Genomic DNA, 23,618 nt, shown 5'->3' with positions numbered 1-23,618 from the left:
TACTTGCTGACCGAGGCTATGACGCCGATTGGTTCCGCGAAGCCTTGCAGGACAAGGGGATCAGGGCCTGTATTCCTGGCCGCAAGGCGCGCAGGAGCCCCATCAAATACGACAAGCGTCGCTACAAACGCCGCAACCGCCCCTCTCGTGACATTGCTCCGCAATGCACTGCCGGGCAGCGATACGAGATCATGTTCGGCAGGCTCAAGGACTGGCGACGCGTGGCGACCCGCTACGACAGATGCCCGAAGGTCTTCCTCTCCGCCGTCGCTCTCGCCGCAACTGTGATGTTCTGGTTATGAGTCCTGAGCCTAGACATAATCAGTGACGCGCTGAAGGGCTGTACGGGCATCTGACCAGCAGCCTGTGCGCTTCTCGCCGTCAGGATATTGCGGCTGTAACCCTTATCGGTCGCAAGACCCTATCGGGTCGCGGGCGGTGGGGTGTCGCCCCGGCCCAGCCCGCAAACGTCTAGCAATGCATCGCGCAGCAGATGTAACGACGGCAGGTCGTCGAGTTCCCGCAGCGCGACAAAGCAGATTCGGATCGGCGACAGGAAGAGATCGGGGGTCGCCAACGGCACAATCCTTTCCCCGGCGAGTTGCGAACCGAGCACGACGCGCGGCACGCAGATCAACAGCTCGACCTCCTGAGCCAGTATTAACTGCGATGTCGGATCGGCCGAAACTTCGACAACGGGCAGCGGCGCGGGCACGCCGCAGTTGCGAAAGGCGGTCTCGATTGAGCCGCGGTTGTTGGTGTCGCCCGACGGCAGGGCCCAGGGCCATTGCGCGAGCTCCGTCGCCGAAACCTCGGCCCGGCCGGCAAGCGGATGGTCGACCGAACAGGCCACCACCAGGTCGGTTTCGGTCAGGGGTTCGAAACGTAGCAGATCGGCCATTGGCGCCGGCATTGCCGCCCAGTCCACCCGTCCCACATAGCAATCCAGTTCCCCGTCCAGCAGGCGGGACATCATATTACCCACGGTGCCGGCCTCCAGCCGGAACCGGATGCCAGCGCGCTGAGCCTCCAGCCTGTGCAGCGCGGATGGAATAAGCTGAAACAGCGACGCCGGGTTAGTACCGACCCGCAGCACGGCCGGAGCATCCGTTCCCAGATCCGCCGCGAGGTTGTCGAAAATCGCCAGCCCCGCCCGCGCCCGTTGTAACGCCACCCGCCCGACCGGTGTCAGCGCCGCACCGCGTACGGAGCGATCCACAAGCGTCGTGCCAAAGGCGAATTCCAGGTCCTTCAGCATCTGCGAGACCGCTGGCTGGGTCAGGTTCAGCGCCTTCCCCACCGCGCGCAGCGACCGGTGGCGATCGATCAGTTCCAATAGGCGCAGCTGGCGCAGGCGCAAGTGATCCAGATGAGGGGACAGATTAGACATAAGCAATACCTATCACATTCAAGAATTTTTCGACTATTACTTTTAACTCTCCCCCGTTACCCCTGAAAGGGAGGAGATCCCGCAGCCCCGAAATCATCCGGGGGCGGTGGAAGCAGGGGCTGAACGAGCCGCCGTATTGGCCGTTCCAGGCCCTGCGCAACGGGAGGAAAATTATGAAACGAGCCGACCTCGTCTCGGGGCTGGTGCTGACGGCGTTCGGCGTTGTCATGCTCGCCGTCGTGATCCCGGCACAGATCGAACCGGCGCCGGACGGCTATGTCTCACCGCGCCTGGTGCCCAATCTGGCGATGATCGCCATCACTGCGCTGTCGCTGCTTCTGGTACTTAAAAACCTGCCCAAATCCGAAGACACGCCGCAGGTCCGCGCTCCCGTCTTCTCGGGCCGGGAATGGGTCGCGCTGATCAAGATTGCCGGGGTCTTCGCGGTGAGCCTGGGGCTTTTCTGGCTCGGTTCGCCGCTGGCTGCCGGCGCGACGCTGATCGTGGGCGCGCTGTTTTTGCTGGGCGAACGCCGCCCTCTCCTTCTCATCGGAATGCCGGCAGGGTTGCTGCTGGCGGTCTGGGCGCTGTTCTACAAGCTGCTCGGCACTGTGATCGTGTGACCGTCATGGAGCATCTTATCATCGGCTTTTCCAATGTTCTGACGCTCTCGACGCTGTTCTGGGTCACCGTCGGGGTGACACTGGGCTATGTGCTGGGCGCGCTGCCGGGGCTGGGCAAGGCGACCGGGGTCGCCGTTGCGATCCCCATGACCTTCTATCTGCATCCCGTGGCCGCCATCGCCCTGCTGATCGGCATCGCCAAGGGGAGCGCCGCTGGCAGCGCGGTCTCGGCCATCCTGCTGAACACGCCGGGCGAACCGTCCTCGGCGCCCACTGCGCTGGACGGTTATCCGCTGGCGCGGCAGGGCAAGGCGCAGAAGGCGCTGAAGATGGGGCTCTTCGCCTCGGTGATCGGCGATTGCCTGTCGACGCTGGTGCTGATCGCGCTGGCGGCGCCGCTGGCCCGCTATGCCCTTCTGATCGGCCCGGTGGAGCTTTGCGCGATCTTGCTGTTTTCCCTCACCTTCATCGGCAGCCTGGCCGGGCGCTCGATGCTCAAGGGGATGATCGCCGCCGCCTTCGGCGTGTTCTTCGCCACGATCGGGATCGAAACCGAGACGTTTATTCCCCGGCTGACCTTCGGTCTGCTGGAGCTGGATGACGGCATTTCGCTGGTGCCGATGGCGATCGGCATGCTGGCGATTGCCGAGATGGTGATCCAGGCCGGCAATGCGCAGAAGCTCGACCGCGAAGCGGCGGAGATCGACGACAGCGCCCGCCCCGAGGACCGGCGGGTGACGCTGGCCGAATGGCGCCGCTGCCTGCCAGTGATCGGGCGCGGCACGCTGATCGGCGCGGTGGTGGGCATTCTGCCGGGCCTGGGCGCCAGTGTCGGATCGTTCCTGTCCTACGGCGCCACCCAGCGGGCCTCGAAGACGCCGGAGAAATTCGGCACCGGTATGATCGAGGGCGTCGCCGCCGCCGAAAGCGCCGATAACGCCGTGGTGCCCGCCAGCTTCGTGCCGCTCTTCGCGCTGGGCATTCCGGGCAGCGTGATCGCCGCCATCCTGATTGCCGCGCTGGTGCTGCACGGGCTGACGCCGGGGCCGATGATGTTCGTCGAACAGCCGCAGTTGGTGGCCGATCTCTATGCTGCGATGCTCTGCGCCAGCGCGATCCTGCTGATCGTGGGTTACGCCGGCCAGCGCCTGTTTGCCCAGGTCATCCGGGTGCCGATCCGGCTGATCATCCCGGTGGTGCTGTTCCTGTGCTGCATCGGCGCCTACATGAACACCAACAGCCTGTTTTCGATCTACCTGATGCTGGGGTTCGCGCTGCTGGGCTTCTTTGCCCGCAAGCTGGAATTTTCCTTCGTCACATTCCTGATCGGCTTCGTGATCGGCCCCAATCTGGAACTGACCTTCCGCCAGTCGCTGCAGCTTCTCGACCACGATCCGATGCGGCTGGCAGCGCACCCCATCGCCCTTTTTTTCGGTCTGCTGACGGTTGTGACAACCGTCTGGATCGGCCGCAGCAACAGCCGCCTTGCGGCACGAGGTGTGACCCCGCCTCAAGCCGGGACGAACGGGCCTGCCGAACATTCGCATATCTGAACACTGGGAGGAGAACAGATGCGCAAGACCAACAGAAGACAGCTGCTCCGAGCCGCGACAGCAGCCCTGACGGTGCTGGCCGGACTCTGCACGGGCCCCGCTATCGCGGGCGATTACCCCGAGCGCCCGATCACCATGCTGGTGGGCTACAAGGCCGGAGGCCAGACCGATCTGGTCGGACGCGCCGCGGCCAAGGTCCTTTCGGATCAGCTCGGCGTGCCGGTCAATGTGGTCAACAAGCCCGGCGGCGGCGGCATTCTGGCCGCGCATGAGCTGAGCAAGGCGAAGCCGGACGGCTATACGCTGCTGTTCCACGCCAACAGCGTGATCAACACCGTGCCCTTCCTGATGAAGCGGGTGACCTTCAAGCCCGAGGATTTCGAATATGCCGGCATGATCACCTCTTATCAGGTCGGTTTGGCGGCTCAGAAGAATGCGCCCTATGACACGCTCGAGGAATTCGTCGCCTGGGCCAGGGAAAACCCCGGTTTCAGCTTCGGGTCGCTCAGCCCAACAGCGCGAATGACTATGGAGGTGATCGCCCGAAAGGAAGGGCTGGACGTGAACATCGTGCCGCTCAAGGGCGGCGGCGACCTGCTGAACGCGCTGCTGGGCAATCAGGTCGATCTGGTGTGGTCGGGCGGCATTCACTACAAATACCCCGATCAGCTCAAGACCATCGTCGCGCTGACCACCTTCCGCCACCCCTCGGCCCCCGATGTGGAGACCATCGACGAGGCCGGCTATCCGCTGGGCATGGACGGGTTCACCACGCTGATCCTGCCCAAGGGCACCCCGCGCGAGATGCTGGAACGGCTGAGTACGGCGCTGAAGGCGGCCGAGACCGACGCGACCTTCGCCAAGGTCGTGGCCGCCGCCAATATCCCGATCATGTACAAGGATCTGGACGAGGCCGCCGCCGAGGTTGCCGAGAGCTACGCCCGCAACAAGACGATCTTCGAAAGCGCCGGGATCGAACCCCAGTGACCCGAGCTGCGCGGGCCGGATGATCCGACCCGCCCAGCTTTCCCAACCGACATTCCAAAATACGATGTGAGGCCACTATGTTTCAGCCGCTGAAAGGCATTCGCGTGATTGATCTGAGCCAGGTTCTGGCGGGACCCTACGCCACCTATCAGCTCGCCCTGATGGGGGCGGAGGTCATCAAGATCGAAAAACCCGGCGAAGGCGATTGGACCCGCATCGGCGGCCCGCTGCCCGAACTGGCCGAACGCCGCATGGCGCTGGGGTTCCTCGGCCATAACGCCGGCAAGAAATCCGTCACCATCGACCTGAAATCGCCCGAAGGCGCGGCGCTCGCCCGCGAACTGGTCGCCGGGGCCGATGTCTTTGTCGAGAACTTCAAGCCAGGCGTGGCGGAGCGCCTGGGCCTGGGATTCGAGGCACTGCGCGAGATCAACCCGAAGCTGGTCTATTGCTCGATCTCCGCTTTCGGGCAGGACGGCCCGCTCAGCAACCGCCCCGCCTATGATCACGTCATTCAGGGCATGTGCGGCATCATGCTGACCACCGGCAAGCCGGGGGACGGACCGGTCAAGGTGGGCGCGCCCTATGTCGATTATGCGACGGGAATGAACGCCGCCACGGCGATCCTGGCCGGGCTGCGCGAGGTCGAGCGTACCGGCACCGCCGTCCAGGTGGACGTGGCGATGCTGGATACCGCGTTGATGCTGATGTCTTCGCTGATGACCACCCATCTGACCACCGGCTGGAAACCGGCGCAGAACGGTAACGAAGCCTGGAGCGCAAGCCCCTCCTCGGGGGCCTTCGACACCGCCGACGGCATCCTGATGCTGGCGGCGAACCACGACACCCAGTTCCGCCACATGTGCCGTGCCATCGGGCGCGACGATATCCTGCGCGATCCCCGCTGGGACTGCGTGGCAGAGCGGCATAAGAACTGGAAAAGCCTGCGCGAAACGCTGGAACAGACCTTCCGAAGCAAATCCGCCGCCGAGTGGGAGGACCTGCTGGCCGAGGCCGCCGTGCCCGCCGGGCGCATTCGCGGCCTGGACGAGATGCTGGCCGAACCGCAGATCGCCGCCCGCGGCCTGATCAGCGAGATCCGGATCGAGGGGCATGACGGCGCGATCCACATCCCGACGCTGAGCTTCAAGGCCAATGGTGAAAACAGCACACCGGATCAACCGCCCCGTCCACTTGGCGCCGACACCGAAGCCGTCTTGCACACGGCCGGAATTTCACAGGAACGGCTGGACGCTTTGCGGAAGGCTAATGTGATCTGAAGACCGCGTCGTCATCCCGCTCCGATTGCTTGTTTGAACGGCCCTTATTTAGGGCTAAGGGGCTTTCTCATGCTTTTGAGTGTTCGTGCATGGAGGCATCGGAAAAAGCGTTTTCCGATCAGCGTTCCGAGAATGATCCCGTTGCTTTTGCCAATGGTTTCAAGAGATGGGCGAGCACAGTTTTTTCGCCTGATTTCCGCCCTTCCTCGCCGATCAACTAGGCCCGCTTTGGGTTGAGAACGGACCTCCTTTGTACTTGGCATGAACGGCAGCTAAGGGCCGGAAGCGTCATTGCCGCGCGTCATAATCCGCCTAGCACCCTTTTGCCGATCGTCTCTGGACCAGCCTCGCCTGTTCTCGCATGGTTCCATGACAAGACCGATACGGAATCCGATGCCTTTCCCCCTGCCTCTCCGCCCGATCCCGGCCCCGCGTGAAACCGTCCTCTCCTTCCTTTCGCGTTTCGCCGCGGTGAATGCCGCAACGATGAGTGACTTCTCGATCGACCTCGGTCATCAGATCCGCCGGTTCCTGGACTTCGATGCGGCGGCGCTCGACCGGCTGGCCGAGGCGGCGGGGCTGGAGCCCGCGATGCGCGAGGGCCTCGTGTCCTGGACCGGGGTTCCTGCGGGCGATGTCAGGATGCACTACCGGGGCGAGATCTTCGTCTCGCGCGCCCTGCGCAATCCGGTCATGCGGGGCTGCCCCCTCTGTCTGCGGGAGGATGCTCGGGCCAAACCCGACCATCCCGAGCGGGCGATGGCGATGGCGATGCGCGGCGACTGGCTGTTGCGTTCGGTCAACCTCTGTTGCCGACATCACCACCCCTTGGTGCCGCTCTGGGAAGCCGTCAGGCCCGCCGAAAGGTTCGACAGCGCGGCCCGGCTGCGCGATCTCGCCCCGCGGATCATGGCCGGGGCGTTCGATCGTCCGAGATCTGCCCCGACGGCCTATGATCTCTGGCTGGACAGGCGGCTGGAGACCGGCGCCGATCCGACATGGCTTGCCGGACATGGTGTATATGCCGCGACCACGATCTGTGAGCTCTTGGGGGCAGCCCTGCTGCAACATCGGCTGTCCGGAGGTGACCGCGGCGGCAGGCAAGAGGCAGAGGCGCGAGCAACCGGTTTCGCCGTGCTGTCGCAGGGAGAGCGGGCCTTCCGCCAGGCCTTGCGGGACCTCGCCCGGAGCAGCACCGGCACGCAGATCGCGCCGCGGCAGGCTTTCGGAAAGCTCTATGACGCCCTCGACGACTATCTGACCGATGCCGACTTCGATCCGTTCTGCACCCTGTTGCGGGACTGCATCTTCGAGACCTGGCCGATCGCGGCCGGTGAGACTGTCCTGGGCGAAGCGCTGCGCGCGCGCCGGTTGCATAGCCCCACCACCGCCGCGAAGGAGGCCGGGGTCACCCCGAGGCTGGTCGAGCAGATCATGACAGATGCCGGCGCATTGCCGGCCGAGGATCATCGCCCGCGGGTGCTGCGCACCTTCGATGCCGCCCGATTTGCGTGGCTTCTGGCCGAGATCCCTTCGCTGGTCGGCCCGAGCGAGATGCAGGCGGCGATGGGCGCGACAGAGGCGCAGCTTCGCACCCTGCGGGAGGACGAGATTCTCCGCCCCCTGACCGGGCATCCGAAGGTCAAGGCGCCCTGGCGGGTTGCGGACGGTCTGGCCCTGATCTCGGAGCTGGGGCCCTGGCGCAGGCCATTTTGCCTGGCGATCCAGGCTGGGAAGGGATCCAGTCCGCGCAGCGACGCACCGGCCTGCGGGTGAGCACGATGATCGCCTCCATCCGAAGCGGCCGCATGAGGGTCGGCCGACATCCCGATCAATCAGGCTATCGTTCCTTCATGGTCCTGAAGGCCGAGGTTGACGGGCTCGCCGGAGAGCGGCCGCATATTCGTCGTCGCGATGAAGCGACCCCGGCGGGGCAACCTGCCTCGGTCTTTGCCAACAGCGTCGGAATGAAGCGCCGGGGCTGGTATCCGGCCCTGCATGATGCCGGCCATGCGCCCGCATTCTGGAGCCGGCACCCGGTGACGCGGCGGGCCGTCCTCTATGTCTCGGAGGACGACATGGTCGAATTCCACCGCCGCTTCCTGACCCCGATGACGATGCAACAGGAATTCGGGCTCCACCGCCAGACCTGCACGGCGCGGCTGCGCGCCGCCGACGTCAAACCGTTCTCGCCGGGTGGGGTGGATTTCGGCCCCCTTTATGTGCGGAAGGAAGCAGAGCCGGTGCTGCGAAGGGCCGCAAATAGCGACGCAGACTGACGCCACACATCTGATCGCGGGAGGAAGCGGCCAGCGGGGGCAAAACTGGCCAACCTGCCGCCAGAACAGCACCATGATCTCAAAACCCGTCTTTTGTCGAAAAAACGGCCTTTGGATGTCGAACAATATGCCAATGTACCATAAGTTTGCACATCCAGTTGATTCGGCGGCTGTGCTGCGCAAAAATATCATATGTATTTCAGATGCTTGCCGTATGGTGTTCTTCACCGCAAGGCATAAGCATGCACAGTTGACACATAAGCATGCAGGGCGGCGGCCAAAAAAAAGGGCCCGCACTGCGAGCCCTGAAACGTCCATACCTGTATTGGCCTGCCGCTATTCGTCCAGCACCATCTCCATGAGTTTGTCGCCGTCGATCATGTCTCGATAGCCGGGTGCGGTGAAGGGGCACAGGCCCTGAGGCAGGCGGGAGTTCTGGGCATAAGCCTCGGAGAAGATTTTGACCGTGGCGGTCTTCTGGCCATGAAGTCTGCACAGCCCGAAGGCGCGGATCAGCAACTCGATGACAAGGCCCCACCTGGAAGCGCAGGCAAAATCGAGGCGCTGCAGAAAATCGACATCAACAAGCTCCTCGACATCGATATCGGCGCGTTCGGCATAGGTGTAGACGAGCTTGTTCAGTTCGATCATGTCCGGATCCCTTGTCGGATCAGCGAACTTGCCCAGGTGGATCTCATCGAAATGAACGTGGGAGAGGAGGTGGGCGATCTGCTCTTCAGAGTTCACATGCTTGGCCAAGACCGGGACGCCTGACAGGATGAGCATCAACTGCCAATCCGGCTCCTTCATCAGTGCTTTGAAACGCTCGAGGAGCTTCTCGTTGGACGTTTTGCCGGAGGTGAAGGCGTGCTGGCATTCGTCGTAGTAGAGGCCGATGACGCCCTGTTCGCGGCATTGATGGCGAACCATGTTCCAGAGTTCACCCTGGGTGCGCCGGGGGTTCGCGGGGTAACCGAGAGCTTCGAGCGTCTTGTGACCCAGATCCTTCCAGCTGATCGACCCATCCAGCTTGCAGTAGATAATCTTGCCAACCTTCCCGTTGGGCATTTCCGTCATGCTGGCGTTGAATGCCTCGACAAGCCGGACGGTCTCGGAAGTCTTGCCGACCCGAGACTCCCCCGTCACCAGCATGCCGCGCACTTCGAAATGCCCGCCGATGGTGGCTTTGACATAGTAGTCGTGCAGGCAGTTTTCGAAAGTTTCGCGGAGCTTTGCCACGCGCGGGAAGGTATAGTGGCCACGCTGCAGAGCAAGTGATGCGTTGACTCGGTTCTGGTCGATGAAACCCATGGGTATCCTTGAATTGCTGGACGGCGTTGAGATGCGATAGTTACGAGAGCTCGCCCTTCTGGGCAGGGCGGCCCAACCGGAGAGGGGTTTCCGAAGACGGTTTCTCCGCCTTGGGCTTCGATGTTCTGGCTGGTATTGCAGGCGTAGAGGTCGGCTCCGCAGGTTCGTGATCGATGAGGCTTGCTCCGCCGAGTGGCAGGATCCCCGGGCCCGAGATCGCGGTGGCCAGAGTACCTGGGTCGACCGAGTCGATGGGCACGTGCGTGGTGACCAGCCGAGATGAGGCAAACAGGCTCTTGGCCTTCTTGCGGGCTTCACCCACGTTGACATAGCTCCTCGGCAGCCGTCGCTCGACGCCGATTTTCTTGAGCTGTTCATGTCTCTCGAGGCGAACCTTTGCGATCCGATCTTCATAGAGCGTTGTCACCTCGGGGTTTTCGCGCCGGTACTGCGTCATCAACTCCAGGAATTCGGACACGGTCAGATCTGCGAAGACGGTCGTCTGGAGTGCCAGCGTGTATGGCTCGGGATTTCGCGGAAGCACTGCGGTCGCAAAGCTCAGATCGTCCGGGTCGATATAAACGGTGACCTTGCCCTGGTGGTGTTCGCGGGCAGTCTGGAACTCGTCTGACGAATAGAAGAGGCCTTCAAGCACCCGCACACCCTCATCGTTGGGCTGCAACTTGAATGGCCAGCCCAGATGGATGCGACGGAGATCTTCATCCAGCGGACGAAATGTCTCCCTGGTCTCATTCAGTTCCTGATAGACCTCAGCTGGGCGGCGCCCGCTCATACCGACGCCCATGTGTTTCAGGGACGGGTACTCGTCGATGAAAAACTTGGTCAGGATTTCATAGAGGAGATCGATGTCAAGGATGCCTGATTTTTTGGCGTCATATCCGGGCAGTTCTCCGGCTTTGCGACCTGTGTAGCCGTGAAGCAGTTTGAACAAGACGGATTCCGTGGTGCCGAGCATCCGTTCGACATACGGTTTGTCTGCCGACGCGTAGGTGCGAACATCGGTATTCGCCGATGCGATCCCCATGAGCGCGGACTTGACCTCAGCGTTCCGCAGGCCGGTACCATTGTCGTTGCGCACCATGCCAAGCCCCATGGCAGGCATAGTCTCGCCCTCGCAACCGTAGATGCGCCTCTCGCGGGTCTTGTCGCGCGTTGCCATCCGCAGCAGCTGCATCGTGGCTTCCGCTTTTGGCTGGTCGCTGACAACCCAGGCCAGCGGCATGCGTGTTGCGACATCGATCATGACAAGGATGCTGAGGCGGCTGCGGATCTCCTCATCCGCCCATTCCATAGCCTTCTTCATATCTTCAGACAGCGTATGCCAATAGCCTTTGGCCTTGGCCGAGGTAATCAGCGACGCCCGACACTCGTCCATCTCGCAGAATTCGCCGATCATGAGCGCCCGCACGTCAGAACTGCCGCGGCCCCGTTTGTTGCGCGCGTGGCGCTCGCCCTTCGTCGCGACCATGTATTCGGTCGGCGTGAGCAGCTCCTTGCGGTGACGAAGAACGGATTGATGGGATGGGACCGGGAGCGCGGGGAGGTCGTTGAGCGCCCGCTGCCGATTTTCCCTGTTGATCAGTGCGAAAAGATGACCATGCACATTCGCCACCGACGGTCCCTTGAGATCCAGGCCGATCTCCTCCCACGCCTCCGTCATGAGTTCTTTCAGACGCAAGGGCAGACGCGGCGTCTCGTTGCCTTTGAGGTGGTCGAGCGTCGCCAGCCCGGCGATGACATCATCACCGTCTTGGAGACCCTGATAGATCCCATAGTATTTCTTCAGCGTCCGCCCTTTGTAGAGAAACCAGCTCTTCTGCCGGCCGCCTTTCAACGTGGCTGCTCCTAGATGCACGCGCTCGCCAAAAAAGGCTTCGACGAGCGGACGCAAAAACTTCCTGTTCTCGGGTTCGTTCAAGGTGCCGATCGAAATCCGGAAGTCCTCATTGCCCTCGACAATGGTCCGATGCCGATGGAGCTCGTCGATCGCCCTGCATACCGCGTAGTGGAAGCGGCCATAAATCTGTTGCTCATCGGAGAGTTGGGCCGCGACGCTCAGGCCACCCAACCTCAGCTTGGCACTCCCCTCCGGCAAGAGCTGCGAAGGGGCGATAGTCACGGCGCCGGATTTCATCAATTCGACGAAGGACGAAAACCCAAGGATACTCATCTGGCCGCCGATCGGGTCCGCCAGCTCATAGCCTTTCGAGCCGACCTTGCGGAGCAGGAGGTCGCGCCCCTGGACCACGATTTCGGTTCCGGCTTCGAAGTTGTAGCGAGGCGCGATTGTCATGATGCAACCTCAATGCGCGACCATTCCGCGACCACATGGTCCAGGTTTGCGATCAAGGCGCCGCGTGCGATCAGGCGATGGCAAGATTTGAAGACGACCTTCTGCGGCAAGTCGAGCAGCGGAAAAAGATCACGCATCAGCCAGAGCGAGCGATAGTTTCGCGCGGTCCAGAGCACCATGTCGTCAACCTCCGGTTCCGGAGACTGAATGGCTTCATGCAGGCGGAAAAGGTTCTCCCGCCGCTGCCGTGAATAACGGCCGGCGTCGACGATCTTAATATTGTCTGCGGCGCTCGGAGAAGTCGCGGCCTTAATGGCTTCGATGTCGCGCCACGTCCGAGGCTTTTGCAGGCTGTCGGAGTTGCGAACGAAGATAAGCGAGCGCCGCCCATCCATGAAAGTGGCAAGCAGGTCATGAGTATAGCTTGGACCTTTGCGGTCACCAGGACGCAGATAAACCTTCAACGGCTGGAATTGCAGATCATAGAGGAGAGGCGAGAGCAGCAGCTCGTGGGCGACGGCGGCTTCCGCTGCACTTTCGGCAATGCCGGACTTGGGCTGGAAGTCATTCGCAATGGTCCGGTAGGTCATCCACACCCGATGCGAGCTCGAGCTCCGGAAACCGGGATTGCGGACCCCATCGTAGGGCAAGACGCCGTGAATGCGCCCGAGCGTGATCTTGGACTGCTTGGGCAACTTCGCCGGCGAATAGTTCCAGCTGTCATGATCAATAGTCTGATCGGCAGACATGACTTCTCCGTTCCCGGAACAGCGTTGCGCCGGGTGCATTTTTGTTTCTTTTCAAGAGGACATGCCACTCTTGCCACGCTCAACCGCTGTCGGTAGCGTGACAGATGTGATGATGCGGCAGTACCTCTGCTTCTGGTGCCCGTCTTGGGCGAAATTCCGTCCTGCCCCACCCGGTAGTGCTTGGGTGGGCCATGCGCTCAGTTTCCGCGAAGTCGGCGAAAATCCCAATTGAAAACGGGTCGCCAAGCCTTCATGAATGTGGAAAACTCAATTAACTATCTGATCCTTAATGGATAATCTGAGCCACTCCAGTTAATGGAGCATCGGCCGGCCCTGTTGGTCCGAGCCCAGCTCCAGCATCCGTTTGACAACCCGGATGTTGATCTGATGGCCCGCCTCGAACGCCTCAGCCAGCGCGGTCGTAATGGCCGCGGTGATGAGCGGGGAAAGCTGCCGCTTCTCGGCCTCACGCAGGACGAGTTCATTGATTTGTTCCTGGGTGGGAGACGGTACACTGACGATGCGGATCCGTGACAGGAGCGGTTCCGGCAGGCCGCGCAGGCTATTGGAGGTGAAAACCCAGTTGATGAACGACATATCGAACTGGTTCTGGAAATATGGACAGGTCCACCGGCTTGCTGTCAGGTCTTCGAGCAGCGGTAGCAGGGCATTTGGAAGACTGAAAGACCGGCCCTTGTCGGATTTGGGCGTCCCGGATTTTTCTATCTCGTCGATGATGACGAGCGGATTTGCAACCTGCCGCATCAGCATCAGACCCACGAGCCGACCGGGGCCGGCATTCGACCAGCCGCGTTGGCTTCCTATTAGCCCGAAACTGGCATTCTCGCCGGTCGCATCCAGAGTCATATCCGGCGTTTCCAACAGCTGCGCAAGACGCCTTGCCCATGCGCTTTTGCCAATGCCCGGCGGGCCATCGAGAAGAACTGGCGCAAACCGAGCGCCAGGCCTGCCACTTGAACGATTATGATGAAGGCTGCGCCAAACATGGGTTGTCGCTTCCGAGACCCAGGGAAACTCCGCATGAAGTGCGGCTGCGATCTCGTCGATATGATGCGCCGATCGCAGGTCGAATATCTCGGCGCCATCGCGGCAGCCCTCGAGCATGGCACGGTCTTCTCGAGACAGGCGCGTTGGCTCGACCTCCTTCAGATGGTGACGGTGGATCTTTTGCGCCCATCGCCTGATCCGGATCTCGAGCGATTTTGGGACGTCATTCTGCGGGTACCGCCATAATTCATTGTGCGCCGCGCGCTCTTCTTGGGGGATGCCTTCGGAAATCTGCCGCTTGTCCTGCAAGGCAGTGTAGAATTCCTTGAGACGCTTGATGATTGCGGCCTCGTCGAGTGCCGGATCGGGCTGTTTGCTCAGGATGAAGCGGATTTTGGGCATGGATGGGGGCTTTCGTCATAGCTCCGCCAGCCGCCATGATGGCGGACATGCGGGCAGAGCCTCGGATTGGAAGGAAGGCTGAGTTCGCTGTGCGCCGAACATCTCTCTGAGCCGGAGGTTGGCCGGCCAGGAAGAATTCAGTGTCAGCTAAGGGTATGTAGCGCAGGTATCATCGGGCACTCGCAGAGGACAGACATGGGAGGGACGCACCATTCCATCGGGAGTGGACGATTATTCGGCGAGCCCATGCCATAGCGCCAGAAGCACCGCAAGTGATTCTAATATTTTGATATTATTGAGAAAAAATTGGTTTTGTTTTTCGCAAATGTGAGCTCGCCTGACCGGCAGGTGTCCTGGGCGACGTCCGCACTTCGCCAAGAGCATGAGCCATGCGGCCCATCAACTATAATTCGCCGCGCTGGTGCAAGCTCATCCAACGTTCCAAGCGCGGTCCGGTCGTTCATCTCGCGATCGCCCTGACCCGTATAGGGCGGATTGCGGACCTTCTCTGCGCTTTGCTCGAATGACTGATAAAAGCATAAGTCGGCGATCCTTCGTGGCAACGTGCGCGCAACCGTGAGCCAGTCGCGACACCTCATTGCGCTCAGTCAAGCCGGCCATTTGGTTGGTGAAGACAATCTCGGCCCTTCGGAACTCCTTTGACATTCGAAGCCGTTAACCGGCTTGACGGAGTTGAAACCTTGATCCACTCCATTCATTAGAACGATACTGGGCTACTTCAGAAGTGAGCGATCTACCCGTGGACGAACTGGATTTCATCGTTGATTACGACGCAAAAGCACCTTCGCCCTTGGACCCGCATATTGCCAATGTCTGGCTTCGCTCAACTTCCAACCGTTTCGTCGATGGGTACGACTTGGAGGTATCGGCCTCTTTCGGCGAAGAAATGATTCCACTTGAAGGTGACGATTTCTCTCTTTCTGTTTCCTTCGGCATCAAGAAGGCGTCCATTGAGGTTCGCTTCAAGAACTGCCAGCCGGACCCCATTTTCGAGAGGTCGGGCGACACATATGCTAAGGAGGATATCGAGCGAAAGCAGCGCGGATGGGGTATTGGTGTCGAAGTAGAAGCAGGTGCATCTGCCAGTGCGCCCATTCCAGACGCGAAGGGGGCGGTGAAAGCTGGCATAAATTATGGCAGCGAGTCTTCTAGTACCGAAACCCGAAGGCGGACGCGCCGCTGGAAGCAAATGGGGCCGCAGACCATTGAGGTGGAGGATGCGGGGCGTATTCTAGAGGGTCAGCTAGTCGATAGAGAAAAAGGATGGTTCGTAAAACCGGACCCAACCAAGGATTTCTCAGCGGTGGTTGCGACTCTCTCGACGCGCGCCGAATGGATTCAATTCGGTCGGGTGGACGATGTCGAACCAAGTGGCGGGATTGGCAAGCGAGCCGCCCGGTTCCTGAAAGGCAAAAAGACACGAGACAAGGAACTGTTCGGGTTGTTGCTCCGGACCCTCGCCGCACGCGGGCTGCAGAACGCGCTGAATCGGGATGCGACGTTGGCGGTCTATCTCCACGTTCTTCGCAAGCCAGCCGCCCTCGATGAGCTAAGCAACGAACGTCCAATGGTGGTCCCGGCAGGGCCTCCCCTGCGCTCAATCGATGTCGATTCATCTGTGATTGACACTTTCCTCGATACGGACTCCCGAGGGCGCGTTGCAATGTTGAGGGAAGTCGGTGTGCCCTCAGAAGAACTGCAGAGAGTCCTGAGCGAAAACGGTGGTCAAAGTCCGCGCTCCGCACGCCTCTTCATCGCTGGCACCGCCCCACCATCGGCACTAGCATCGCTCGAATTCACTATGGCCAGTGCTGAAGCGGTTCCAAAAGGTGACTGGGATGCCGCAAACCAAAACCGAAGTCGCACCGATTTGGTGGCACTAGGTCTGATCGAGGTTCGCGACGGGAAAGTTTACTCGCTTGTGCCGGACAGCGCATCTGCCGAAGACACGCTTCGGCACGCCGCCATGAAGGCTCCAACGCTGCAGGCCACACGGGAAATACTTCTAGAAGACCCCCACCGGACAGGGGTAGAGATCGGCGAGGAAATCGGCACGCGTTTCAGCCGGAACTACAATACCGAAGCCTCGAAGCTGAGGGTGGGGAACGCTTTGCGCAGGTGGGCGATATGGCTTGAACCCCACCTTGTCGATCCGACCAACGCCAAGGGCGCAGCCCGCTTGCGTATCTCCGCGAAGTCCGAACGTCCGGGCATCGGCGCGCCAAGCCTTGCGACGCCTGAGAATGTCCGGAAGGCACAGGCGGCACTGGACGAGGGCGTGCGTGCGGAAGACGTCGCAAAGATGATCGGCGTGTCACGCGCAACGATCTACGGATGGTCCAAGCAAGGGATCGTCTCGATCCCCAAAGCCAGATGATGACTGACCTACCGCGAAGAAAAATGCTCTCTAAGTCAGAGAGTTAATCTCGTCTCAGGGTAGCAAGTAGAAGCTTGGCGGAGAGGGGACGTTCGCTGCATCCGGCGCGAATGACCGCGATGCGCAGCTAGCGGACGGTCGCAGGAGCCTATCTGAGAAGGTGGCACAAAAGTGTTCCAATGCCTTTGCCAGCTACGCTAGAATTTTGGGTATCCGATCTCCTGAGCATCAGCGGCTGAGATTCGCTCTCCGCAACCTTGACGCGGCAGCGACCACGCGTGAGAACTGTGGCAAAAGCGTGAAAGGTGAGGTTTCGAAATGCAGATTTTTGACGTGCAAACTGATCTCGTAATTAAGAGTGCCGTGGCAAGCGGGCGGACTGATTACAGGGATGCGCTCGCAAGATTCTTTCCACTCATCGATAGATTCGATGAACAGCGCAAGCTTCAGCGACCCAAGTTCTATGAGCGTCTTAAAGGAGATATCGTGGCGGGGTGTATTATGCCTCCCATTACCCTCGCATTTGTCCACAAAGACATTGGGGATGTTGACAGCATAGAGAAAATTTTCGGGTTCATAGATGAGAATATTTCTGAGGGATACATTCTTGACGGTATGCAGCGGCTCAACACGCTGAATGCCGCTCAGGAAGATGAAAACTTTGATGCCTCAAGGCCGATTTATATGAATGTCATTGTAGCTTCCAAGTATGACCTTCTTCTATACAGAATGATCACGCTCAATAACGGTCAGAAGCCAATGACGGTTCGCCACCAGGTGGAAATGTTGACCGGAAATCTCCTGAAGAAACTATTAGCTGACCAGGCGCTCAATAATATGGAAATTATAAGCGAGAAAGAGACGCAATCTACTTCGCCAAGAGGGGCCTTCAAACTCTCCGACGTCTCCGCTGCTTACCTAGCCTTCCTCACCGGAAGCGCACACAATCAAAATTCTCGATTTATTGAAGAGAAGCTAGATGAAATACTTGTAGGAAAGGTCATGGCATCTGGCGCAATAGACTCTGACGTGAGCTTTCAGGATGTGATTTCAGAAGTCGATCGCCTTTCATCGGATTCAGATGCCAAAGAATGGCTGAGGAACGAGAACAACCTCATTGGGTTCACTCTCGGCTGCAAAGTAAACCTTCAAGAGGTAGCCAAGATTCCGCCTAAGGAGCTATCGGCGATGTGCCTGGATTTCGATCGCGCCTTTGCCGCCATCAACCCATCGAAAGTCAACGTAGGAAAGTTTCGCAGGGAGCTATCGATGGAGTTCGTAAAAGTTGTAGACCAACGGCCTTCGCTGGAAGCTTTGACCGAGATGTTCTTTGATCTCACCGCTGCGTAGAGTGTCCTTGCCATGATCCACATTGCAGACCTCTACAATCTTGACGAGGGAGATGCGGCCCGACCCTTGCAGATATCCGAGAATAGCCCTGGGATCATCAAGCTCGTTCGGTTATTTTCTGGAACAACCCAAATAGTGATGTCAGCAGAGGGGCAGGAGGACGAAATCTTCACTGCCAACCGGAACTACATCAGACCGGACCAAGAAATCGGAAGTGATAACCTAAGCGTCGTCGCCCAGTATATCTTCGATGAGATTCCGGAGGCGGAAGAGCTCACCAACATCCTGATGCGCATCAGAGGGAAAAATCACTCTTTTTATCAGGACTTATGTGGCGAATTTGCCCTTTGCCTTATTTCAATGGAAAGCAGCAGATTTACAGAGGCATTTTTATTCCTATACAGATCCCTTGAGAGAATGTCCGCAGCATGTCCTTTGATCTACAGCTCCAGACAAAATGATTTCAAAACTGCCCACAAGTTTCTAAGTGGAATTTATCGAGATGAGAAATCTCCAGGAGAACTTGGATTGCTCCAAGCCTTCCTGAGAGAACACGCTAACGAAAACCAGAACTTCGCAGAGGCTACTATAGACATTGCAGTCCCGAACTGGGGCGGTGCCTATGCTTCAGAGCTGTCGAGGCAGTGGCGAGACGTGATCCAGAGGGAGGTGCCGGCTGCTTCTCTGGACGAGGGATCCGAGGAAATTAGATGCCCCTATCCGGACGTGGCGAAATTAATCGTGACCGTTAGAAATAGATCTTTTCACAACCTCTCCGGCCAGAAAAACCTAGATCTATTTCGCCTCATGGGCTCAGATCCTCTATTCGGGATACTTATGCCTCACTTTCTCCAGTGGACAGCCTACGTCTTTTTGGATTTCGCACGCTGGCAAATATCTTCTTTGCGACTGTAAGGTGGTTGCAAATCTTGCGTCCACACCGGCATTGTAGTGAGTATCAAGCGAAGGGGCACAGATCCCTGTACGCCGAACTGCCTAGGAGTGCTTCTGGCGCGAATACCCGAAATGGGTTGACCATAGTCGAAGCTGCACTCGCGCTTTACCGTCCGCTTGGGGCTGACACCGGTCATTCGCGGCGTCTCACACGAAGGTCCGGATAGGGCCGTTCACGTCGGTAGCATCCCTATCGGCCCCCGGCTTTGCACATGTCTCATCCGCGTTTGCGGCGAACGGCGACTTCGCTTCCGATCCCGAAACGGCTATGGAGCCGCGTACCCAAACACATGGGGCGTTTGAGCACACAGGGAGGTGTATTTGCTGCGGAAACTTGCCCTTACAGTAGAGCCCGTTGACCGCGAGACGCTCCCGTCGCTGTTTTCGCGCATGGCAATCCTGAATGGAACCGACGCTGCCAACTTCGCCCTCGATCTCGGTATCACCTTTCGGCGCATCCTGGAGCAGGACGAAGAGGCTGTCGCGATTTTTGCAGAACGCGCCGGGGTGTCGGCCACGCAGCTCGCCGAGCTGCTCTCCTGGACAGGTGAACGCATCGGAGACGTTCGGATGCGGTTTCGGACGGAAGTCTTCGTCTCGCGGGCCCTGCGAAACCCAACAGTTCGGGGCTGTCCTCATTGCATGCGTGAGCAAGCAGCCGATCAGCCTCATCCATTGCGGCAGATTGCCTTGCGGGGAGACTGGCTTTGCAGAGGTGTTGATATCTGCCACGAGCACCACCATCCGCTGGTTCCCTTGTGGTCCAGCGCGCGCCCCATCGAACGGGATGATATCGGCGCACGATTGGCGGAAATCCTGCCAGACCTGCAAGCCGGATCATTCGACTGCGCGCGCATTGATCCGACCGACTATGACCTTTGGCTTGAGACGCGTCTCTCGCAGGGTATCGCTGCGGACAAGACATGGCTGGCGTCACAGCCGGTGTTTCCGGCGATCACGCTCTGCGAGTTCATCGGTGCAGCCTTGCTGCGCAAACAGGACGAGGCCCCGGACGATCGGCGCGCCAAGTCCACGGGCTTTGCCTTTGTCTCGCAAGGCCCTGATGGGATTCGAGCGGCGCTCGACATCCTGATGCGATCGCAGGACGGCGGCCACATCGTGACGCAGGGCGAGTTGGGTCCGCTCTTCAAACATCTCAAGGGCATCTATCTTGATGACGATGCCTTCGCGGGATTTCGCGGGATCCTTCGAGACTATTTCCTGAAAATATGGCCCTTGGCGCCGGGTGATGACCTCCTCGGGGAGACCGTGACAGAGCGACGACTCCACTCCCTTACGTCAGCATCCAAGGAAACCGGCATCGGCCCGGCTGTCCTGGATGATTTCTTGACAGAAGCAGGCGCGTTTGCGCCCGGCGACGCGCGTGCCGATGCCCGCAAGACCTTTGATGCGAAAGCCTGGCAGCACATTCTTGATGAAATCCCGACACTGGTTGGTCCCATTGCGCTGCGAAAGGCAATCGGCGCAACCCTGGCCGAATTGAAAGGGTTGAAGGCAGACGGTGTCCTCGTCCCGAGGACCAAAGTTGCAACGATCAAATCGCCTTGGCGGATTGCGGATGGCCAAGCTCTTCTTGAGGAGTTGGAGGCCTACGCGCAGCCGGTTGCCCCAGAGGAGCCAGGGTGGGAGACGATCCAACTCGTTCACAAGCGGCTGGACCTTCCTGTTGGCGAGATCATTGCGGCCATCCGGACGGGTTCTCTGCGCCTTGGCCAACGTCCTGATGTGTTCGGTTACCACGGGCTTGTGGTGGAAATCACTGAAGTTGCTGCGTTCAAGGCGAAGGTCGCGCCGAAGCGCAAGCCATCGACCAGCCAAGGAGAGATGACAGCCGCCGCCTTCGCCCGGTCGGCGGGCATTCGGGGGAAAGGTCAATTCCTGGCTCTGATCGAAGGTGGTTACACGCCTGCGATGCTGGTTGTGAATCCTACGACCAGGCGTCAGGAATGGCGCATGAGCCGCGACGACATCGCTGCGTTTGAGGCCAGCTACACGACACCCTCAATGCTTTCGGCCGAAACCGGTGCGCATTTGAACACAATTCGGGCCGTTCTGCAGAGTGAGGGGGTCCGGCCGTTTCGCCCGAACGGCTTGGATGTCGGACCGGTCTATCTTCGCAACGCGGTCGAGCCGGTTGTGGCACTCCTGAAATCTCAGAGAGGCAAGTGACCGCTCGCCACGGGTCTTGCCGAAATACCGTTCTATCCCAGTGTGCTAGAAGAAATCTTCGATGCGGCACCCCAAGCCTCTTGACAGGGGGTGTGCATGGAAACCGCCAAAACGTGCAAGCTTATGGTGCATTGGCACAATAACAATTATGAAATTTGGCGATCCCACGAGGACTCGAACCCCGAACCTGCTGATTAGAAGTCAGCTGCTCTATCCAGTTGAGCTATGGGACCGCTTGTTGTGCCTTTTGCGGGCTTTGCGTGCCGGGATCAAGGGAAACCCGCAAACGGGTGGCCGCGGGGGCAACGCTTCGGTCGGTAGCGTCTGGCATGCGTGGCAATCATGTCTGTTCCCGCCTGCCACTGTCACAAAATCACTCGGCCAGGCGCGATAGGCCATATACTTTCCCCGCGCGGGCCTCTATATGGCGGGGTCTCGTGCCGCTTTGGCGGTCTTCGCGGCCTGTTCCGCCGCTTTTGCATGGACCATTCCCATTATGATCACTCCCCTGTCCGAGGCGCTCGCAGAGCGTGGTTACGATAAGTTGACCCCTGTGCAGGAGGCCGTGAGCGCGCCGGATATCGCCACGTCGGATCTGCTGGTTTCGGCACAGACCGGGTCGGGCAAGACCGTGGGGTTCGGTCTGGCCATCGCACCGACGTTGTTGGGGGATGCACTGTCCTTCGGTCCGGCGGCAGAACCTCTGGCCCTTGTGGTGGCGCCGACGCGCGAGCTGGCCTTCCAGGTCAAGCGCGAACTGGATTGGCTCTATGCCCGGACCGGGGCGGTTTTGGCCTCTTGTGTCGGCGGCATGGACGTGCGGCAGGAACGTCGCGCGCTGGAGCGCGGGGCGCATATCGTCGTCGGCACGCCGGGACGGTTGCGCGATCATATCGAACGCGGCGCTCTCGATCTCGGATATCTCAGTGCGGTGGTGTTGGACGAGGCCGATGAAATGCTCGACCTCGGTTTTCGCGAGGATCTGGAGTTCATCCTCGGCGTGGCGCCGGAAACGCGTCGGACGCTGCTGTTCTCGGCCACGGTGCCGCCGATGATCGCGACGCTGGCTCAGCAGTTCCAGCGCGACGCCAAGCGGATCAACACCGTGACGGGCACGTCGCAGCACGCCGATATCGCCTATCAGGCAATGCGGGTGGCGGCCTCGGACAGCGAACACGCGATCTTCAACATGCTGCGCTTTCATCATGACGAAAGCGCCATCGTCTTCGCCAATACCCGGGCTGCGGTGAACCATCTGACGGCGCGGCTGTCCAATCGCGGTTTCGCCACGGTGAGCCTGTCCGGAGAGCTGAGCCAGAGCGAGCGATCGCATGCGCTTCAGGCGATGCGCGACGGTCGGGCGCGGGTCTGCGTGGCGACCGACGTGGCGGCGCGGGGGATCGACCTGCCCAACCTCAGCCTGGTGATCCATGCCGATCTGCCGACCAATACAGAAACCCTGCTGCACCGTTCCGGGCGTACCGGGCGGGCCGGACGCAAGGGGATCTCGGCGTTGATCGTGCCGCCGAAAGCGGTGAAACGGGCTGAGCGGCTGCTGAAATGGGCCAAGATTTCCGCCGACTGGATCGCGCCGCCCTCGGCCGAGGAAATCCAGCGGCAGGATGAGGAACGGTTGCTCTCTGATCCGGTCTGGAGTCAGACCGTGACTGTGGAAGAGGCTGATTTCGCGAGCAAGCTGTTGGAACGCCACGCGCCCGAGGTGATCGCGGCGGCTTACCTGCGGCTTTATCAAGCGCGCTATGCGGCGCCTGAGGAGCTGCTGCCGGCGGATACCAAGCCCGCTGCCCGGGCTGAGCGGAGCTTTGGGCCCAGCCGCTGGATTTCGCTGTCCGTCGGTCGCGAGGAGCGGGCCGAACCGCGCTGGCTGCTGCCACTCCTGTGCCGGGCGGGAAATCTCGACAAGTCGGATATCGGTGCGATCCGGGTGCAGGATAGCGAAACCTTCGTGGAGCTGACCGAGGCCAGCATCGAAGGGTTCCTGTCCGCTCTGGGGGCAGAGGGCGAGTTGGAGAAGGGGATTGCCGCACGTGCGCTGGACGGGGAGCCGGAGTTCGCCGCTCGCCGCCCGGCCTCCAGGCCCGAGGGGCGCAAGCCCCGGGAGTATGGCGGTGAAAGAAAGCCGCGGCATGACGGGGCGCCGCGCCGGGATGCGGCCCCGAAGCGGGATGCGGCTTCGAAATGGGACGGGAAGCGGGACGCTGGCCCGAAATCGGATGACGCCCGGAAGTGGGATGCCGCGCCGAGACGGGATGCGGCTCCGAAATGGGGGGCGGGCCCGAAACGGGATGCGGATCGGATGCAGGGCGATGCGGTGAAACGTCGGGCGTCGCCGATGGCGGGCAAGGCATCGCCTTCCGCTGCCGCCGAGACGGTATCGGTGAAACCGCGAAGCAAGCCGAAGGGCGGGGCGATGGACGACAAGCGCAAAGCGCCGTTCAAGCCCGAGCGCGGCCGCGCGCCGGGGTTCAAGGGAAAGGCCCAGGGCAAGCCGCAGGATAAGCCCAAGGGTAAACCTCAGGGTAAACCGCAGGGCAAGCCTGCCGCCGCGGGCGATGCGCGTGACGTGTCCAAGCGTTTCAAACCCAAGGGGGTGGACAAGGGAGCGGCAAAGCCGCAGCAGAAACGCGCCGCACCCCGCCCCGGTGGCTATGAGCCGCCGCGCCGCGGCAAGCGGTAACCTCCCGGGCGTCTTTGATGGCCTTGCGCGCCGCTGGCGGGCAGAGTCGTTGCGGCTGTGGGGGGCGATGGGGGGGCGGGCATTCTGCGCCCTCCCGTGACGACCCCGTCCTGCACCGGTTTCCGGCGCGTG

The 23,618-nt window shown here is 60.5% G+C and carries 17 protein-coding genes and 1 tRNA gene; 12 read left to right on the top strand and 6 right to left on the bottom strand.

Annotated elements, in window-relative coordinates:
• A partial coding sequence (locus tag G455_RS0114530) for an IS5/IS1182 family transposase (protein WP_028094365.1) occupies positions 1–302 on the top strand: 302 nt, incomplete at its 5' end.
• Positions 303–421: 119 nt separating this feature from the next.
• On the opposite strand, the gene G455_RS24210 is transcribed toward G455_RS0114530, so the two are convergent.
• Positions 422–1,390 (bottom strand): LysR family transcriptional regulator, encoded by a 969-nt coding sequence (locus tag G455_RS24210; protein ID WP_035366807.1) that lies wholly within the window; start codon positions 1,388–1,390, stop codon positions 422–424.
• A gap of 173 nt (positions 1,391–1,563) precedes the next feature.
• Between G455_RS24210 and G455_RS0114520 the strand changes: the two genes are divergently transcribed.
• The 6 genes from G455_RS0114520 to G455_RS25655 all read left to right on the top strand — a co-directional run bounded on the left by G455_RS0114520 (position 1,564) and on the right by G455_RS25655 (position 8,112).
• Positions 1,564–2,013 (top strand): tripartite tricarboxylate transporter TctB family protein, encoded by a 450-nt coding sequence (locus tag G455_RS0114520; RefSeq protein WP_028094364.1) that lies wholly within the window; start codon positions 1,564–1,566, stop codon positions 2,011–2,013.
• Positions 2,014–2,018: 5 nt separating this feature from the next.
• Positions 2,019–3,566 carry a tripartite tricarboxylate transporter permease gene (locus G455_RS24205; RefSeq protein WP_051312522.1) on the top strand — a complete coding sequence of 516 codons (1,548 nt, stop codon included), beginning with the start codon at positions 2,019–2,021 and terminating at the stop codon, positions 3,564–3,566.
• 18 nt (positions 3,567–3,584) lie between these two features.
• The gene (locus G455_RS0114510; RefSeq protein WP_028094363.1) at positions 3,585–4,553 is read left to right on the top strand and encodes a Bug family tripartite tricarboxylate transporter substrate binding protein; all 969 of its coding nucleotides are present in this window, start codon (positions 3,585–3,587) and stop codon (positions 4,551–4,553) included.
• Positions 4,554–4,630: 77 nt separating this feature from the next.
• On the top strand, positions 4,631–5,833 hold the full coding sequence (locus G455_RS0114505; protein ID WP_028094362.1) for a CaiB/BaiF CoA transferase family protein: 1,203 nt from the start codon (positions 4,631–4,633) through the stop codon (positions 5,831–5,833).
• Between the two features lie 369 nt (positions 5,834–6,202).
• Positions 6,203–7,609 (top strand): TniQ family protein, encoded by a 1,407-nt coding sequence (locus tag G455_RS0114500; RefSeq protein WP_084437083.1) that lies wholly within the window; start codon positions 6,203–6,205, stop codon positions 7,607–7,609.
• 32 nt (positions 7,610–7,641) lie between these two features.
• The gene (locus G455_RS25655) at positions 7,642–8,112 is read left to right on the top strand and encodes a hypothetical protein (RefSeq protein ID WP_154664394.1); all 471 of its coding nucleotides are present in this window, start codon (positions 7,642–7,644) and stop codon (positions 8,110–8,112) included.
• Positions 8,113–8,448: 336 nt separating this feature from the next.
• On the opposite strand, the gene G455_RS0114490 is transcribed toward G455_RS25655, so the two are convergent.
• The 4 genes from G455_RS0114490 to G455_RS0114475 all read right to left on the bottom strand — a co-directional run bounded on the left by G455_RS0114490 (position 8,449) and on the right by G455_RS0114475 (position 13,896).
• A complete protein-coding gene (locus G455_RS0114490; RefSeq protein WP_035366806.1) occupies positions 8,449–9,423 on the bottom strand; it encodes an ATP-binding protein in 975 nt (324 codons plus the stop codon).
• Between the two features lie 40 nt (positions 9,424–9,463).
• On the bottom strand, positions 9,464–11,737 hold the full coding sequence (locus G455_RS26625) for a hypothetical protein (RefSeq protein WP_028094359.1): 2,274 nt from the start codon (positions 11,735–11,737) through the stop codon (positions 9,464–9,466).
• A complete protein-coding gene (locus G455_RS0114480) occupies positions 11,734–12,486 on the bottom strand; it encodes a hypothetical protein (RefSeq protein ID WP_028094358.1) in 753 nt (250 codons plus the stop codon). The genes G455_RS26625 and G455_RS0114480 overlap by 4 nt, the downstream gene beginning before the upstream one ends.
• Before the next feature lie 312 nt (positions 12,487–12,798).
• Positions 12,799–13,896 (bottom strand): AAA family ATPase, encoded by a 1,098-nt coding sequence (locus tag G455_RS0114475; protein ID WP_028094357.1) that lies wholly within the window; start codon positions 13,894–13,896, stop codon positions 12,799–12,801.
• A gap of 760 nt (positions 13,897–14,656) precedes the next feature.
• Between G455_RS0114475 and G455_RS0114465 the strand changes: the two genes are divergently transcribed.
• The 4 genes from G455_RS0114465 to G455_RS0114450 all read left to right on the top strand — a co-directional run bounded on the left by G455_RS0114465 (position 14,657) and on the right by G455_RS0114450 (position 20,788).
• A complete protein-coding gene (locus G455_RS0114465; protein WP_035366804.1) occupies positions 14,657–16,294 on the top strand; it encodes a helix-turn-helix domain-containing protein in 1,638 nt (545 codons plus the stop codon).
• Between the two features lie 318 nt (positions 16,295–16,612).
• On the top strand, positions 16,613–17,644 hold the full coding sequence (locus G455_RS0114460; protein WP_028094355.1) for a hypothetical protein: 1,032 nt from the start codon (positions 16,613–16,615) through the stop codon (positions 17,642–17,644).
• Positions 17,645–17,656: 12 nt separating this feature from the next.
• A complete protein-coding gene (locus tag G455_RS0114455; RefSeq protein WP_028094354.1) occupies positions 17,657–18,559 on the top strand; it encodes a hypothetical protein in 903 nt (300 codons plus the stop codon).
• Positions 18,560–18,919: 360 nt separating this feature from the next.
• Positions 18,920–20,788, top strand: a complete 1,869-nt coding sequence (locus G455_RS0114450) for a TniQ family protein (RefSeq protein ID WP_028094353.1) — start codon at positions 18,920–18,922, stop codon at positions 20,786–20,788.
• Between the two features lie 156 nt (positions 20,789–20,944).
• Here G455_RS0114450 and G455_RS0114445 read toward each other — a convergent pair.
• Positions 20,945–21,021, bottom strand: a tRNA-Arg gene (locus G455_RS0114445).
• 263 nt (positions 21,022–21,284) lie between these two features.
• Between G455_RS0114445 and G455_RS0114440 the strand changes: the two genes are divergently transcribed.
• The gene (locus tag G455_RS0114440; RefSeq protein WP_028094352.1) at positions 21,285–23,486 is read left to right on the top strand and encodes a DEAD/DEAH box helicase; all 2,202 of its coding nucleotides are present in this window, start codon (positions 21,285–21,287) and stop codon (positions 23,484–23,486) included.
• Positions 23,487–23,618: the final 132 nt, after the last annotated feature.

Origin of the sequence: Pseudodonghicola xiamenensis DSM 18339, from assembly GCF_000429365.1 — a bacterium.
GTDB lineage: Bacteria > Pseudomonadota > Alphaproteobacteria > Rhodobacterales > Rhodobacteraceae > Pseudodonghicola > Pseudodonghicola xiamenensis.
Note: the sequence above shows the minus strand (reverse complement) of the source record. Positions and strands in the feature narration are given on the sequence as shown.

What these genes read in the sequence shown, in the direction of transcription:
- G455_RS0114460 (WP_028094355.1), top strand. Translation starts at nt 16,613, where the DNA reads ATGCAGATTTTTGACGTGCAAACTGATCTCGTAATTAAGAGTGCCGTG.
- G455_RS24205 (WP_051312522.1), top strand. Translation starts at nt 2,019, where the DNA reads ATGGAGCATCTTATCATCGGCTTTTCCAATGTTCTGACGCTCTCGACG.
- G455_RS26625 (WP_028094359.1), bottom strand. Translation starts at nt 11,737, where the DNA reads ATGACAATCGCGCCTCGCTACAACTTCGAAGCCGGAACCGAAATCGTG.
- G455_RS0114505 (WP_028094362.1), top strand. Translation starts at nt 4,631, where the DNA reads ATGTTTCAGCCGCTGAAAGGCATTCGCGTGATTGATCTGAGCCAGGTT.
- G455_RS0114475 (WP_028094357.1), bottom strand. Translation starts at nt 13,896, where the DNA reads ATGCCCAAAATCCGCTTCATCCTGAGCAAACAGCCCGATCCGGCACTC.
- G455_RS24210 (WP_035366807.1), bottom strand. Translation starts at nt 1,390, where the DNA reads ATGTCTAATCTGTCCCCTCATCTGGATCACTTGCGCCTGCGCCAGCTG.
- G455_RS25655 (WP_154664394.1), top strand. Translation starts at nt 7,642, where the DNA reads ATGAGGGTCGGCCGACATCCCGATCAATCAGGCTATCGTTCCTTCATG.
- G455_RS0114500 (WP_084437083.1), top strand. Translation starts at nt 6,203, where the DNA reads ATGACAAGACCGATACGGAATCCGATGCCTTTCCCCCTGCCTCTCCGC.
- G455_RS0114480 (WP_028094358.1), bottom strand. Translation starts at nt 12,486, where the DNA reads ATGTCTGCCGATCAGACTATTGATCATGACAGCTGGAACTATTCGCCG.
- G455_RS0114520 (WP_028094364.1), top strand. Translation starts at nt 1,564, where the DNA reads ATGAAACGAGCCGACCTCGTCTCGGGGCTGGTGCTGACGGCGTTCGGC.
- G455_RS0114455 (WP_028094354.1), top strand. Translation starts at nt 17,657, where the DNA reads ATGATCCACATTGCAGACCTCTACAATCTTGACGAGGGAGATGCGGCC.
- G455_RS0114510 (WP_028094363.1), top strand. Translation starts at nt 3,585, where the DNA reads ATGCGCAAGACCAACAGAAGACAGCTGCTCCGAGCCGCGACAGCAGCC.
- G455_RS0114440 (WP_028094352.1), top strand. Translation starts at nt 21,285, where the DNA reads ATGATCACTCCCCTGTCCGAGGCGCTCGCAGAGCGTGGTTACGATAAG.
- G455_RS0114490 (WP_035366806.1), bottom strand. Translation starts at nt 9,423, where the DNA reads ATGGGTTTCATCGACCAGAACCGAGTCAACGCATCACTTGCTCTGCAG.